Annotated in this window: 18 protein-coding genes; 16 read left to right on the forward strand and 2 right to left on the reverse strand. The window is 47.9% G+C overall.

Annotation, left to right across the window (positions count from 1 at the left end):
- Positions 1 to 59: 59 nt before the first annotated feature.
- The 12 genes from IPP66_17975 (at position 60) to IPP66_18030 (ending at position 9,480) form a co-directional block, all read left to right on the forward strand.
- Positions 60 to 1,022, forward strand: coding sequence for a MoxR family ATPase (locus IPP66_17975; GenBank protein MBK9927160.1), 963 nt, complete (start codon positions 60 to 62; stop codon positions 1,020 to 1,022).
- A complete protein-coding gene (locus tag IPP66_17980; GenBank protein ID MBK9927161.1) occupies positions 1,023 to 1,904 on the forward strand; it encodes a sulfotransferase domain-containing protein in 882 nt (293 codons plus the stop codon). It begins immediately after the preceding gene.
- A 60-nt stretch (positions 1,905 to 1,964) separates the two neighbouring features.
- Entirely contained in the window at positions 1,965 to 3,329 is a 1,365-nt protein-coding gene (locus IPP66_17985; GenBank protein MBK9927162.1) for a VWA domain-containing protein, read from the forward strand.
- Positions 3,330 to 3,366: 37 nt separating this feature from the next.
- Positions 3,367 to 3,738, forward strand: coding sequence for a response regulator transcription factor (locus IPP66_17990; protein MBK9927163.1), 372 nt, complete (start codon positions 3,367 to 3,369; stop codon positions 3,736 to 3,738).
- A gap of 148 nt (positions 3,739 to 3,886) precedes the next feature.
- On the forward strand, positions 3,887 to 4,264 hold the full coding sequence (locus IPP66_17995) for a response regulator transcription factor (GenBank protein MBK9927164.1): 378 nt from the start codon (positions 3,887 to 3,889) through the stop codon (positions 4,262 to 4,264).
- Positions 4,265 to 4,284: 20 nt separating this feature from the next.
- Complete coding sequence (locus tag IPP66_18000; protein MBK9927165.1) at positions 4,285 to 4,839, forward strand: GNAT family N-acetyltransferase; 555 nt, start codon at positions 4,285 to 4,287, stop codon at positions 4,837 to 4,839.
- Positions 4,840 to 5,028: 189 nt separating this feature from the next.
- Positions 5,029 to 5,394, forward strand: coding sequence for a response regulator transcription factor (locus IPP66_18005; protein MBK9927166.1), 366 nt, complete (start codon positions 5,029 to 5,031; stop codon positions 5,392 to 5,394).
- Between the two features lie 125 nt (positions 5,395 to 5,519).
- Positions 5,520 to 7,004, forward strand: coding sequence for a hypothetical protein (locus tag IPP66_18010; protein ID MBK9927167.1), 1,485 nt, complete (start codon positions 5,520 to 5,522; stop codon positions 7,002 to 7,004).
- A 9-nt stretch (positions 7,005 to 7,013) separates the two neighbouring features.
- Positions 7,014 to 8,144, forward strand: coding sequence for an NAD(P)/FAD-dependent oxidoreductase (locus IPP66_18015; GenBank protein ID MBK9927168.1), 1,131 nt, complete (start codon positions 7,014 to 7,016; stop codon positions 8,142 to 8,144).
- Between the two features lie 25 nt (positions 8,145 to 8,169).
- A complete protein-coding gene (locus IPP66_18020) occupies positions 8,170 to 8,535 on the forward strand; it encodes a response regulator (GenBank protein ID MBK9927169.1) in 366 nt (121 codons plus the stop codon).
- Between the two features lie 110 nt (positions 8,536 to 8,645).
- Positions 8,646 to 9,017, forward strand: coding sequence for a response regulator (locus IPP66_18025; GenBank protein MBK9927170.1), 372 nt, complete (start codon positions 8,646 to 8,648; stop codon positions 9,015 to 9,017).
- Positions 9,018 to 9,072: 55 nt separating this feature from the next.
- Positions 9,073 to 9,480, forward strand: coding sequence for an acyl-CoA thioesterase (locus IPP66_18030; GenBank protein ID MBK9927171.1), 408 nt, complete (start codon positions 9,073 to 9,075; stop codon positions 9,478 to 9,480).
- 59 nt (positions 9,481 to 9,539) lie between these two features.
- On the opposite strand, the gene IPP66_18035 is transcribed toward IPP66_18030, so the two are convergent.
- Positions 9,540 to 10,046, reverse strand: coding sequence for a hypothetical protein (locus IPP66_18035; protein ID MBK9927172.1), 507 nt, complete (start codon positions 10,044 to 10,046; stop codon positions 9,540 to 9,542).
- A gap of 25 nt (positions 10,047 to 10,071) precedes the next feature.
- A complete protein-coding gene (locus tag IPP66_18040; protein ID MBK9927173.1) occupies positions 10,072 to 10,791 on the reverse strand; it encodes an alanyl-tRNA editing protein in 720 nt (239 codons plus the stop codon).
- 111 nt (positions 10,792 to 10,902) lie between these two features.
- On the opposite strand from IPP66_18040, the gene IPP66_18045 reads away from it, so the two are divergent.
- From IPP66_18045 to IPP66_18060, 4 genes are all read left to right on the forward strand, one after another.
- Entirely contained in the window at positions 10,903 to 11,460 is a 558-nt protein-coding gene (locus tag IPP66_18045) for a hypothetical protein (protein MBK9927174.1), read from the forward strand.
- Between the two features lie 186 nt (positions 11,461 to 11,646).
- Positions 11,647 to 12,579 carry an ABC transporter ATP-binding protein gene (locus IPP66_18050; GenBank protein MBK9927175.1) on the forward strand — a complete coding sequence of 311 codons (933 nt, stop codon included), beginning with the start codon at positions 11,647 to 11,649 and terminating at the stop codon, positions 12,577 to 12,579.
- Positions 12,580 to 12,587: 8 nt separating this feature from the next.
- Positions 12,588 to 13,337: an ABC transporter permease subunit gene (locus IPP66_18055; protein MBK9927176.1), complete on the forward strand. Its 750-nt coding sequence runs from the start codon at positions 12,588 to 12,590 to the stop codon at positions 13,335 to 13,337.
- Positions 13,337 to 14,926 carry a GldG family protein gene (locus tag IPP66_18060; GenBank protein MBK9927177.1) on the forward strand — a complete coding sequence of 530 codons (1,590 nt, stop codon included), beginning with the start codon at positions 13,337 to 13,339 and terminating at the stop codon, positions 14,924 to 14,926. Before IPP66_18055 ends, IPP66_18060 begins: the two co-directional genes overlap by 1 nt.
- Positions 14,927 to 14,929: the final 3 nt, after the last annotated feature.

Genomic DNA, 14,929 nt, shown 5'->3' on the forward strand with positions numbered 1-14,929 from the left:
CTTTTCGAATTGGTAGACGAATCCAGGATGAACTACGAATAACAGGACAAAGGCATACCATGACAAATCTATTCGACACAACTGACACTGTAAAATCTGAACTCAATAAACAAAAATACATCGCATCGAATGAAATTTCGACGATCGTATACCTCGCACAAAAACTGGGTAAACCTCTTCTCACAGAGGGGCCTGCTGGTGTAGGCAAAACGGAACTCGCCAAAGCCATTGCAGGCGCAACGGGACGTGAGTTGATCCGCTTGCAGTGTTATGAAGGCTTGGATGAATCTAAAGCACTGTACGAGTGGGAATATTCAAAGCAACTACTTTACACACAACTACTACGCGACAAGTTGAACGATACGCTCGGGAAAACGGAATCCCTGACCGAAGCCGCGGACCGCCTCGCTAAAGAAGAAGATGTTTTCTTCTCAGATCGTTTCCTATTGCAACGCCCGCTACTCAAAGCGATCTTGTCTGAAAAGCCAACTGTATTGTTGATCGATGAAATTGACCGCGCCGACGCGGAGTTCGAAGCCTTTCTCCTCGAGGTGTTGAGCGACTTTCAAATTTCAATCCCTGAATTAGGGACGCTTTCCGCAAAGCACAGACCGTTCGTTGTGCTGACATCGAACAACACACGCGAGTTATCTGAAGCATTAAAGCGACGCTGTTTGTACCTCTTCATTGATTACCCATCCTTGCAGGAAGAACTTGCCGTTGTGAGATTGAAAGTCCCAGATTTGAATCCCAAACTGGCGCAACAAGCCGTGGAATTTGTGCAGAGACTCCGCAAGGGCGATATGCGTAAGTCACCGTCCATTAGCGAGACATTGGATTGGGCAAATGCACTTGTGGCGTTGAACGCATCCAATCTGGATAAGGGTGTTCTGGAAGACACCGTTTCGATCCTGTTGAAGCACGAGTCTGATCTACAGAAAGCGAAACGGCAATTCATCAATCCCCCGCCGCCACCTACAAGACCAAAGCCTGATGAGTACGGAAGGTTTTCTGGAAACTAGATGACCTTCAAACGCCCAACTTCCATTGCTGAGATGCATGAGCGCATGCAGAATTTTTCCACATCCGAAGGCTGGCAACGTGGACTGGACTATAAGCCCGCCCCAACTGACGTGTTCATCGTCACGCCACCCAAATGCGGAACCACATGGATGCAACAGATCGTCCACGGACTGCGCACGCGCGGCTCGATGGACTTCGATGAAATCAGCCGTGTTGTGCCGTGGATCAATATGGCACATGATATTGGCATCGATATTCATGCGTCTCAAGCATCTGACCCCAAAGCTTTCAAGACTCATAGCACCTTGGACGAAGTGCCAAAGGGCGGTAAGTATATTGTCGTCCTACGTGACCCGAAGGATGCGTTGCTTTCTCACTACCATTTCTTTGAAGACTTCTTTTTCGAGAAAGGTTCGATTGATTTGGAGACCTTTGCGAAAGAACATTACATTCCCGGACGAGATGTTCATCAGCATGTCACAACGTTGTGGAAACACCGTAACGACGAGAGAGTATTGCCTCTGTTCTTCGAAAATATGAAAACAGATCTAGCGGGCACCATTGAGAAAGTGGCGGATTTTATCGGCATCGAATTGGATGATGAACTAAAGCAAATTGTTCTGAAACAATCCGATATCAAATTCATGCAAGCGCACAAGGATCAATTCGAAGACCATCTCGTCCGCAAGGCACGCAGTGGACCAATGCGGCTTCCGCTCGACGGGCAATTGAACAAGGTGAGGAGCGGAAACGTCGGAGAATCAAAAGACATCGTTCCTGAAAACATCAAAAAAGAATTGGACGATATTTGGCAGAGAGAGATCGCACCAAAGACTGGATTGAATGCGTACGATGATCTGAAGAAGGAATTGACAAATTGATTTATATGTAGGGGCGGAGCAATGCTCCGCCCCTACAAGGAATAAATTATGGAATCTCGCATCTTACAGTTAATTGCGGCGTTACGTGCGGGCGGAGTGCGCGTGTCTTCGGCGGAATCTGCTGAGGCATTCTCAGCTGTGGACTTTCTGGGGATTCAAGACCGCGAGCAATTCCGTTTGTCTTTGCGCACTACCTTGATCAAAGACCAGAAAGACCTCGCAACATTCGATAAATTGTTTCCCCTCTTCTTTGGGTCGGGAGAGCCGCCAATGATGGGCGGGAATCCGTCTGACGATATGACGCCTGAAGAAGCGCAGATGTGGGCTGAGGCGATGGAACAATTCGCGGAGAAACTACGTCAGCGTATGGAAAGGCTGATGAATGGCGAACAGTTATCTCGGTCCGAGTTGGAGGCGCTGGGTCAGATGGTGGGGCTAAATCAAAGCGACGACATCCGCTATCAAAAATGGATGGCCGAGCGCATGATGCGCGCGATGGCGTTTCCAGAAGTCCAGAAGGCGATGAAAGAGTTGATGGAACAACTCAAGCAGATGGGCATGAACCGTGAGCGTGTCGAACAAATACGAAACATGATCCAGCAGAACATGCAGGGCATGCGCGAACAGATCGAGCAGTTTGCAGGTCAGCGTATTGCTGAGAACATGAGCGAGAAGCCGCGCGGCGAAAACATCGACAACCTGATGAATCGTCCGTTCGAAGCTTTGAGTGATGCCGATAAAAAAGTTTTACAGAATGAAGTGAAGTGGCTTGCCGCGATGTTACGCACGCGCATTGCGTTGCGGCAGAAGCGCGCCAAAAGTGGACAACTCGACCCGAAGGCTACCATCCGCAGTAATCTCAAATATCACGGTGTGCCGATGGAGATCAAACACAAAGACCGTGTGCGCAAGCCGAAGATCGTTGTGATCTGCGATGTGAGCACCTCGATGCGTTTTTGTTCAGAGTTGATGTTGAGTTTTCTGTTTGCATTGCAAGGGCAGGTTCGCAAGACGCATGCCTTCGCGTTCATCGATCATCTCGAGTCGATCTCAGAAGATTTCAGCGGTTCAAATGCAGACGAGGCGATCCAGTCTGTTCTGTGGCGCATGCCCAGCGGACATTACAATACCGACCTCGGCTGGTCGCTAAACGATTTTCAAAACGAATATATGGATACATTGAACAGCGGGACGACTCTTCTTATCGTTGGCGATGGACGCAACAACTACAATGATCCACGCCTCGACATTTTCTCATCTATGTCCCGCCGCGCCGTACGGACCATTTGGCTGAATCCTGAACCCCCAACCATGTGGCACGGCGACAGCGACATGCGCAAGTACGCGCCATTATGCAGTAACGTGTTAAAGGTTAGCAACCTACGAGAGCTGGCAGACGCGGTGGACACCCTGATGACAGGGTAAAATTAGGAATCATCACATCACAGATTGGACATAAAGTATGGCAAAGGTCATGGTCATCGACGACGACGAAGATTTCACACATTTATATAAAACGGCCCTTGATGCAACAGGGTTTGAAGCAAGCGTTGTAAATCAAAGCACGGTTGCCATTGAAATGGCGTATCTCGTGCAACCCGATATCTTTGTCATCGACTTGATGATGCCTGACATTGACGGGTTTCAACTCTGCAGAATGTTACGCGCCGACACTCATTTCACGCGCACACCTATCATCATCGTCACCGCCCTCACCGACGAAGACAGTAAACAGATCGCCATAGGCGCAGGCGCAAATGACTATCTCACCAAGCCCTTCCACATTGATGAACTGAAAGCGAGGATCAATTCCTTGCTTAATAGTACAAAATAAAAGCTAAAAGATTCGACAAAAGGCTCAGTCATTACAAAAGCTGATCTTGGACGCCTGGTATTTCCATGGGCGGATTCAAAACTCGACCTTAAGGGCCATGCACTGTAATGCAAAAGGCCAATATACTCAAAACAACCTGGAAGTTATCATGTCAACAATTATGGTCGTCGATGACGACGAAGAGTTTACGCATCTATACACAGAATATCTCAAGATGGCGGGGTTTCATGCAATCGCGGAGAATCGAAGTTCAAAAGCGCTAGAGCTGGCTCATGCTGTTAACCCCGACCTCTTTGTTCTTGACCTGATGATGCCAGAGCCTGATGGTTTTCAACTATGTAGAATGATACGGGCAACTCCCCTTTTTAAATATTCCCCTATTATCATCGTCACTGCACTTACTGACCTCGACAGTAAAATAGTTGCCATGGGCGCAGGGGCAAACGATTACCTCACCAAGCCCTTTCACATCGACGAACTCAAATCAAGGATCAATGCATTGCTTGATGCACGAAGAGGTAAGTAAAGCAGAGGGAGTTTATGTCCATGCTACACATTAATACAGAACGATTGATTTTGAAACCCCACACAGCCAATAGCCTAGTTTGGCTGAATACAACCTTCAACAACCCCAATGAAGAATACTTCAATGGCGATGATCCGCCTAAAAAACACCCCGAAACACTTGAAGAGACAGGCAGACTATTGGATCGTATCCTCCACCGTCCACCAGACGCCGATATTATAGATTATGCCATCCACAAGAAGGAGACCGACGAAATGATCGGATGTGGCATGATCGCGCTCATCAACCAATACAATAGACGTTGCTCGGTGGGCATTGGCCTAGGCTGGAATACGGGTAATTGGGGCAAAGGATATGCAAGTGAAACCCTGCGAGCCGTTATTTCCTATTGTTTTATCGAGTTGGGTCTGAATCGCATTGAAGCCGAAATTTATGAGTTCAACGACAGATCCATCCGACTGTTTGAAAAATTGGGTTTTCGTCGCGAAGGAACAAGACGACAGTATATTTTCAAAGACGGGGTGTTCAAGGATGAATATATTTACAGTCTGCTCCGCGAAGAGTGGACAGGCTAAAAAACGCCCTTCCATCACCACACACCACAGGTGGGTCCAGACATCGGTCACAGGATATATATGTGAGCACCCAAAAGTCACTGTCACCCTTTAACAATTTTTCATTGGGTAATTTCCAAATATAATTCCAAAAACGATGCGCTTTATAAAAATAAATCATCGCAAACTCAAAATTGTCTGGGATGTGTTATGCCGAAGATCATGGTCGTCGATGACGACAAAGAATTTACAACTTTATACAAAGAATACCTTACATTAGTCGGCTTTGAAGCGATTGCCGAAACCCAAAGTTCGAAGGCTATGGCCTTGGCACGCGCCACCATGCCCGATCTGTTCATTCTTGATTTAATGATGCCCGAACCTGATGGCTTCAAGTTGTGTAGAATGTTGCGAGAAGACCCCAAATTCAAAACCACGCCAATCATCATCATCACGGCCCTTAGCGATCTAGACAGTAAATTGGTGGCTATCGGCTCTGGCGCAAGCGACTACCTCACTAAACCATTTCGCATCGAAGATCTCAAAGCCAGGATCATGTCGCTGATCGAAAGATAAACAATCCTTGAAATAGATCCAAGCAACTCCAACGCAGTAAATCCATCTCTGTCCGTCTGCTTTATAATCCATCTACAACCAAGTCAACGGTCAATGTACATACCTTATTGACGGAAAGAGAAGAGATGCAACAGAAGCCTGGGATTGTTTCATATTTTCTGCCACGCTTACAAGACCTGTTCTTCATTGGGATCCTGTTTTTTGTATGCACACAAGGCTTTCGCCTGCTAAACGGGGATGGTGATCTAGGCAGGCACATCACCATCGGCAACTACGTTCTCGATCATTGGGCCATTCCTACTCGCGACATCTTCTCGCACACAATGATGGGGCAACCCCTTGTTCCACATGAATGGATTGCTGGCGTCATCTTTGCGCTGGCAACTCGCCTCCTCGGCTTGAATGGTGATGTACTTGTAACAGGCATCCTCATCGCATCTGCATTTACACTTGTATACAAACAAACAGTGGATCGAGGCGTCTTTCGTCTCGTGGCATTACTCATCGTCGCTTGGGCTGCACTTGCTTCGTTTTTACACTGGCTCGTAAGACCCCATATTTTTTCATTCCTTTTCATAGCGGTCTGGACTCTCATCCTTGAAGCGGCAGTGAACAACAAAAAAAGAAACTTGTGGTTGTTGCCTCTCATCATGCTCATTTGGGCAAACACACATGGAGGATTTTTCCTGGGATTTCTCATTCTCGGTGCATATTTCGCGGGTTGGATTTGGGAATACTGGCACGGACAGTCAACCAAAGAGACCGGGATGTTTCTGGCATCCGTGGGCCTTCTGTCATTTGCCGCGTCATTTATCAATCCAGTTGGCTCACACCTTTGGATCACCAGCGCAGGCTTGATCGGGAAAAGCTTCATCATCAACAATACGAGCGAATATTTGGCCCCCAATTTTCATATCACCAGCACCTGGCCCTTTCTTGCCATGCTGGTAACAGGTCTGATATTTTCGTGGAACAACAAACTATTGCGTATGCATGAAGTATTCCTACTCTCAGGATGGACCATCTTGAGTTTATACATGGCACGCAATATACCTCTCTACGCAATTGTAACTGCGCCATATTTGGGCGTAGTGATACAACCCGCCTTGAATAATTTTGAGCGGCTCAAAAAAATGAACGACTCGTTGTCCAATGTGGAAGTCAATTTGAAAGGCGTCTTCTTCCCTATCCTTGCGGTGATACTGCTCACTGTAGGTTTTATTTCCAACGTACGCTTCGATGTAGGACAAAGAGGCAATATTCACGATCCTTCAAGATTCCCAGTGGATGCGGTTACCTGGATGGAAGAACACCCACAAAGCGGCAAGATGTTCAACGAGTTTATATGGGGCGGATATTTGCTATATCGATTATGGCCCGAACAAACTATCTACATGGATGGAACAACCGACTTCTACGGCGAGGCGTTCACCCGCGAATACGCTGGGGTCATCGCCATGCAAGATGGCTGGCAAGACACGCTCAAAAAGTATGATGTCTCGTGGGCCATTCTCCCATCCAGCCGGTCATTGATACAAGCGCTCCAAAACGACCTTGGGTGGAAAATCGTTTATCAAGATCAAACAACAACCATTATCCGTAAGCCTTAGGAGTGATGCATGACAAATACCATCATCATTATTGGTGCAGGGGCGGCTGGGCTTGCCGTGAGCGCATGTCTCAAACATGCTGGTGTTCCAAATATCATTCTTGAACAAAGCGATAAGGTAGGGGCAACATGGCGCAAACATTACAACCGTCTGCACCTGCATACCGACAAGAAAAATTCCGGGCTTCCGTTTGCGCCCATGCCAGCCGATTACCCACGTTATCCGTCACGCGATCAAGTGGTCACATACCTTGAAGGGTACACCAAACAATTTGAGTTGGACATTCGATTCAACCAGCATGTCAAAACAGCGAGACGTGAGAACAGTCAATGGCTGATACAGACTCAAGACACGCTTCACACATCGCCTAATCTGGTTCTGGCATGCGGATACGCCCGTCAACCGCTGAAACCTGAGTGGCAAGGCATGGAGTCTTTTCCCGGCAAGATCATCCACAGTTCAGAATACAAAAACGGCTCTGAGTTTAAGGATCAGAATGTTTTGGTGGTCGGCTTCGGTAATTCGGGTGGCGAAATTGCCGTTGATTTATACGAGCATGGCGCAAAGCCCAACATGGCAGTACGGAGCGCAGTTAATATCATTCCGCGTGAGTTGGCTGGGATTCCCATTCTCTCCATCGGCATCGTCCAAAACAAAACACCCCACTGGCTGGCAGATGCAGTGAACGCTCCCATTCTACGCATGGTCATTGGCGATATTACAAAATATGGCCTTCGCAAACTTCCCTATGGACCGGCAACCCAGATCAATAAAGACAAGCGCATCCCGCTTATCGATGTGGGCACGATGAAGCTTATCCGCGAGGGACATGTCAAAGTCTATGCGGGGGTGGAAAAGTTTTCAGGAAGCCGTATCAGTTTCAAAGATGGAAAAGAAGCGGAGTTCGATGCGGTTGTATTGGCCACAGGGTATCGTCCGCGTGTGGATGAATTTCTGCAGGGTGCTGAATCCGCTTTTGATGAAGAAGGCACGCCTACAACTACAGGTAAAGAATCGCCCGTGCAAGGATTATATTTCTGCGGATATTATGTTTCGCCCACTGGCATGCTACGTGAGATCGGCATCGAAGCAAAACAGATCAGCACACTTATAAAAAACGGATACAATTCAGCAGATTAATTATTATTAGAGTGAGGAAGAAGTAATGCCTAAAATTCTGGTAGTGGATGACGACGTCTCGATCACAGAATTAATGAAACTGCTCTTGCAAATGGAGGGACATGAACCCACTACGGTCAACAACAGTTTGCAAGCAATTGAGATCGCCAAGTCTGTGAAGCCCGACTTGATCACTTTAGATTTGATGATGCCTGGCCTGACCGGGTTTGAGGTTTGCGAACTGTTGCATAAGGACCCTGAGTTTTCGAATACTCCGATCGTTATCATCAGCGCCAAGGATGATCCTGAGAGCAAAGAGAAAGCACTACAAGTCGGCGCGAATCAATACATCACAAAACCGTTTGGCACGGAAGCTCTCCTGGACGCCGTCAAGACTTTGGTAAAAAAATGAATTGGTTACAGGCAGACAACCTTGAAAAAAACCGGCGTATAATACCGGTGCTCATATGTACGCAAGCTGTTCAGTGAGAAGAATTCATTAATGAGACCGGGAAGATATTTATGACAAAAATCATGGTTGTAGACGACGATCAGGATGCAACTGGTTTGTTCGAGGAAGTACTCAAGGCTGAGGGATATGAACCCATTCTGCTTAACGAAAGCGCCCGCGCCCTGCAAATTGCCAAGGAAGAAAGGCCCAGCCTTTTTATTCTGGATTTGATGATGCCAGATCCTGATGGTTTCAAACTATGCCGTATGCTCCGCAAGGAACCTGAGTTCAAAGGCACCCCTATTATCATCGTCACAGCACTTAACGATACAGACAGTCGCATCGTTGCCATTGGCGCAGGCGCAAACGATTATCTCACCAAGCCTTTCCGTCTCGACGAGCTTTATTCGAGTATCAGAGAACAACTTGAAGATGCCATGTAGAACATCAACCGCCCCATAGCTTGGGGCGGTTTTCACTTTACGGTACACTAGGCGCATGCCTATCTCCACTATTTACTCAAAAACTTTGACAATCTCCAAAGATGTTATTGATGAGAACGGACATGTCAATAACGTGGTCTACATTCAATGGATGCAGGATATCGCAGTGGAACATTACACATCCATTGGAGGTATTGATGTTCAGGGTCCCGATGCAATCTGGGTTGTACGTGAGCACAAGGTTGAGTACTTTCTTCCAGCATTTGAAGGCGAAGAAATCGAGGTCCGCACATGGGTGGAGAATGTTCGCCGCGTACGATCGCTCCGCCAATATGAATTTATCCGTAAGGCAGATGGTAAGGTTTTGGTAAAAGGGGAAACCGATTGGGTCTTTGTAGACGTGAAGACAGGGAGTCCACGCGCGGTGCCAGATACAGTGACAGAAGTTTTTAGAAAACAATAAAGCTTTATGCAACAAAAAATGCGCCCCGATGGGGCGCATTTTTTGTTGCAGGCTTGAGATTATTGAACTTCGAACTCAACCGTCTCGGCCAAGTCGCCGTTCAAATACAGGTCGATCTTGTATTTGCCAATAGGCCAAGCATCAGTAGAGCGGTTCAGGCTGAAGAAATAGGTGTTATCACTGCCTGTCACTTCGGCAGAATCGATTTCGGAGTTGGAATCATAGCCATCCGCAGAGACCAATGTCCACACACCCTTGACCACTGTATCATCCGGCGCATTGTTTAGATCGAAAAAACAATAGAAATATTGGTCGGCAGGTGCGTAAGATGTCACCTGAGTCGTGGCGTTCTCATCGGTGGCTAAATACACATTGGTGATGTTCGCAGTGCTGAACGAAAAACCGTCGTCATTGGTATTGCTGTCGGTGCTGGTGTTTGTATTGGTATCAGAACTGGTATTCGTATTGTTACTATCCCCGCCACCGCCTGTAACAGCGCTACAAGCCAGCGAAGCCAAAATCAATACAACTATAGCAAGCATAACAACTAACTTATTCTTTCTCATATCATTCTCCTTTGGTAATTAAAAATTATTCGATCTCAATATAAATGCGCTTATTGATAGCGCCTTTACTCTTGTAATCAGTGACTCGGATACGGCCGACCTCACTCGTGTTACGTACATGCGTTCCGCCATCAGCTTGTAGATCAAGTCCCACGATCTCCACTGTCCGTACTTGCGGGATCCCTTCTGGCAACAGGTTGATCTTCGTGCGGATCAGGTCAGGGATCTGAAACGCTTCTTCCCGTGGCTGGATATTGACTCGTATCTCACGGGCCTGTGCCACCTCTTTATTTACAGCCACTTCGATCTCACGGACAAGGTCGCCACGCATAGTCTCAAACTCGAAGTCCATGCGACCTTTGAGGGGTTCCATATCTCCACCGGTGACGAGCGCTCCATAATCACGGAAAACTGTCCCGCAGAGGATGTGGAGAGCGGTATGAGTGCGCATCAGCTTATGTCGCCGACCCCAATCCAAAGTCCCTTGCGAAGCGGAGCCGAGAGATGGCAATGGCACATTACCACCAAGAAAATGCAGAACGTCATCGCCCTGCTTCTTGACCTTATCCACTGGGTAAACAATGCCGTTGATCAGCAAACTTCCAAAGTCACAAGGTTGCCCCCCACCGCCAGGGTAGAAGGCAGTCTTATCGAGGATAACGGCACGCGCCTCATCTATAATAGACGTGATGTTTGAATCAAATTCCTGAAGATAGGCATCGGTCTGGTATAGTAGATCAGTCATTGTCTCTCCAATAAGGAAAGTTTAATCGTAATTATTAAATCAGCCAATAGGATAAAAGGTACTTGCATTTTGGTTCACACCCTTATACACTGAAAACCATGGAGGCAGACTATGTATCCCAAACGGATTGTAATTGATGGAAAGACATATAACAGCGTGGATGAAATGCCACCTGATATCCGCCAAAAATATGAAGAGGCAATGCGTACATTTCAAGGCGACACTGTAAGCCAGGTTGGAAATATAACCGCAGACAATAACAATAATAGCCTATCGGATGTCTTTGAAAGTATGCCTTCTGGCAAGATCGTTGCCAACATAATGAAATTCATTGTAGATGGTAGTGAATACAAAAGCCTCGATGATCTGCCTCCCGAGGCCCGCGCAAAATATCAGCAAGCCATGGAGCAATTGGACAAGAATCAAAATGGCATACCCGATATGCTGGAAGGCATGACGACGAATGCGGCTCCTAATGTTCAAAGCACGCCCGCAATGACCTCGTTTCCGTCATTTCCAGTCGCCTCCTCCAAGCCGATCGCTCCCATCAGCAGTGCAATGGACGAACCCGAAGGCTCCAGTGGTTGGATGTTGGTGCTGGTCGGAGTCTTACTGATCGGTGTATGTGTTGTCGGTGCGGCAGGTGTATGGTATTTCTTCCTCCGATAAGGTGATGGTTATCGCCCAATGGATGATGATTGTCACATCCATTATTAGTGTTTGATTAGAAATCAAATACTTGCTTGACTTTGATTTTAAATTTCTGTATAGTAATCTCGATACAAAAATTGGCACGGTTTGCCCACCGGCAGGCGTGCCTTTTGTTTGTAAATTCACCTTACGCAAGGAGAACCAATGATCCAAGTCAATGGTCTCATAAAAGATTATGGGAATCGCCGTGCCCTTGACAGCATCACCTTTGATGCAAAGCAGGGAGAAATTGTCGGGTTTCTCGGCCCGAACGGCGCCGGTAAAACGACCACCATGCGCATTCTCACCGGCTATATGCCCCCCTCCGATGGGGAAGCCATCGTAGCGGGTTATGATGTCGTAGAGGAATCGCTCGAGGTACGCAAACGTGTTGGCTATCTTCCGGAAACTGCTCCGCTGTATAACGACATGAGTGCCGTAGATTACCTCAAGTTCATGGCCGAACTGAGGCAGATCCCAGATGCGCAGGCCCGCGCATACGAAGCATTGGATATGGTCAATTTAGGCGACCGCGCCAACAGTTTTATTGGAAACTTCTCAAAAGGTATGAAGCAACGCGTTGGCCTGGCGCAAGCGCTTCTCCATCGCCCCGAGGTCATTATTTTAGATGAGCCGACCATCGGTCTTGACCCGGCACAGGTTGTGGACATCCGCAACGTGATCCGTGAGATCGGCAAAGACCGCACCGTATTGTTCTCCACACACATCCTTTCGGAAGCGCAACAAATCTGCGACCGCGTGTTGATCATCAACAAGGGAAGGATCGTTGCCGAAGATACAACAGAAAACCTGCAATCGAGAGTCCTCGGTGCAGATCGTGTACTCCTGCGCGTACGTGGTGATGCCGATGGACTTGACGCGACTGTCAAAAAGATCAAAGGCACACGTAAGGTTGCGGCATCACAAGACAATGCCGTGGAGTTCGAATTCTCCGCAGGCGAGGATATACGCCCGCAAGTGGCAAAAGCCGTAATACAAGCCGGTTACGAGTTGATCGAAATGCGTCCGCTGGGCGTGAGCTTGGAAGAGATCTTCCTTGAACTGACCGAAGACAAATCCGCGGGCAAGCGCTCGTGAGGTGAAACATGCGAAATATTTGGACAATTGCAAAACGAGAATACGACCAATACTTTATCAGCCCCGTCGCATATGTTGTAGCTTTCGCGATCCTTCTAACCGTGGGCGTACTGTTTGGCATTAATTTCTACTACTACAGCGCAAACGCCTATCAAAACTATGGCGCCGTGCCCGACTTCTCCCCCGTTTCTGGTGCCTTCACCTTTTTACTGGTGCTCTCCACTCCCGCGTTGACCATGAGACTCATCTCAGACGAAGCTCGCATGGGCACACTGGAATTACTTCTCACCGCTCCCATTCGTGACTTTGAGCTGGTTCTTGGCAAATGGCTTGGTGCCATGCTGTATATTTTTTCTGTCCTAGCCATCACAGCGATCTACCCGGTCATTATCAGCCGCTTCGTCCAACCGGGCATCGACTGGAACGTGATCCTGGTATCCTATCTCGGCATGATCCTGCTGGCAGGTGTCTTCCTCTCCCTCGGGACAGCCATCTCTGCCATGTTCTCGAACCAAATCGCATCATTCTTCGTCATCCTGATCGTACTCATTACACTGTGGTGGTTGATCGGATTCCCGGCGAGTGTAATCATTGGTCAAGGCGCAGACCTGTTCCACTATCTTGATATGAAAACACATTTCTACGGAGCCTTGGACTCAGGCATCATCAACCTGTCTGATATTGTTTATTACGTCAGCTTGATTGCTCTGGGCATTTTCACGGGGACAGCCGCCGTTGAAATGAGGAGATGGAAATAATGGCAACCAAAAATCAACCCACCTGGCATCGCTACACATTCATCGCATTGATCGTTGCCGGACTGGCGTTTATAAGCACGATCCTGTTCCTCATCACAAAGGGACTTCTTGTACTTAACATGTTCACTGGCGCCACCGTAGACACATTGAATCGGGGCACCCTCATCAGCCTTGGTGTAACCATCCTTGGGTTGGCGCTCTACGTTATCCTCGAACCGGAAAAGATCCGACGGGCGATCACAGGCCGTCAGGCAAAATATGGAAGCAATCTATTTGTTACAAGCATTGCCTTTTTAGGTATTTTGGTCGTTGTAAATACACTTGTATTTCAAAACCCGAAGAACTGGGACGTAACACAGGATAAATCAAACACCCTCGCAGCAGAAACTATCAAGGCACTTGAGACACTCCCGTCCCCAGTTGTTGCGACTGGTTTCTATTCCAGTGCATCCCCTGATAATGCGGCCGAACTTTTAGAAAAATTCAAAGCCGCCAGCAATGGCAAGTTCAGCTACAAGTTTGTCAACCCAGATACCGACCCGCTCTCAGCTCGTGAAGCTGGCATCACCGGCGACGGCAAAATATTGCTCGAAATGGGGGACCAAAAAGAGATCGCCAGTTACGCATCCGAAACCGAACTCGCCAAGGCTCTCATAAAATTAATCAACCCCACTGCCCGCGCCGTCTATTTTCTGACCGGTCACGGTGAGGTCTCTCTTGATTCTGGTGAAACCAGTCTCGCTACAGCCAAACAGACGCTGGAAAGCAAGAACTACACTGTCAACACCCTCAACTTATTGGCTGAAAACAAAATCCCTGAAGATGCGCTCGCCATCATCATCGCTGGCCCACAGAAACAAATTTCCAGTGAAGAAGCCAAATTGCTAAAAGCGTATGTAGATGCAGGCGGCTCACTTCTCGTTATGGAAGACCCGCTTCTCGCAACCAAATTCGGCGACGCTCCCGATCCGCTGGCCAACTACCTCACAAAAGATTGGGGCATTACGCTTGATAATGACATCATCATTGACCTCAATAGCCAGCAACCGTTGAACGCCATTTCTGCTTCGGCAGGCGATCATCCGATCAACGCAAACTTGAGTGCGAATTACATTGTGATCATGCCGCAAGCACGTTCGATCACAATGGCTACTGCACCTGAGGGAATTGTCCAAACACCTTTGCTCTTCACATCCCAAAACTCATGGGGTGAAATCAACTTCACAAATGCCGAAGGTACCCAGGTTTCATTTGATGAGGGAGACTTGCCCGGCCCCTTGGTCATGGCCGCCGCTGGTGAGAACCCCACTACAAAAGGTCGTGTTGTAGTCTTTGGGAATTCATTATTTGCCACCGATCAAGCATTTGATGCGTATGGCAATGGTAACATCTTCGTCAACTCGGTAGATTGGGCCGCTGAGCAGGATAACCTGATCAACATTACACCCAACACACCAACTACTCGTACCTTCCTGCCACCCAGCCAGATCCAATTGCTCATCATACTTCTGGTCTCGATCTTACTGATCCCCGGTTTGGTTATCTTTGCAGGTATCTCCTCCTGGCTTGCACGCAGGCGGCAAGGATAGAAT

The sequence above is a fragment of the Candidatus Defluviilinea proxima genome (genome assembly GCA_016721115.1).
Lineage (GTDB): Bacteria > Chloroflexota > Anaerolineae > Anaerolineales > Villigracilaceae > Defluviilinea > Defluviilinea proxima.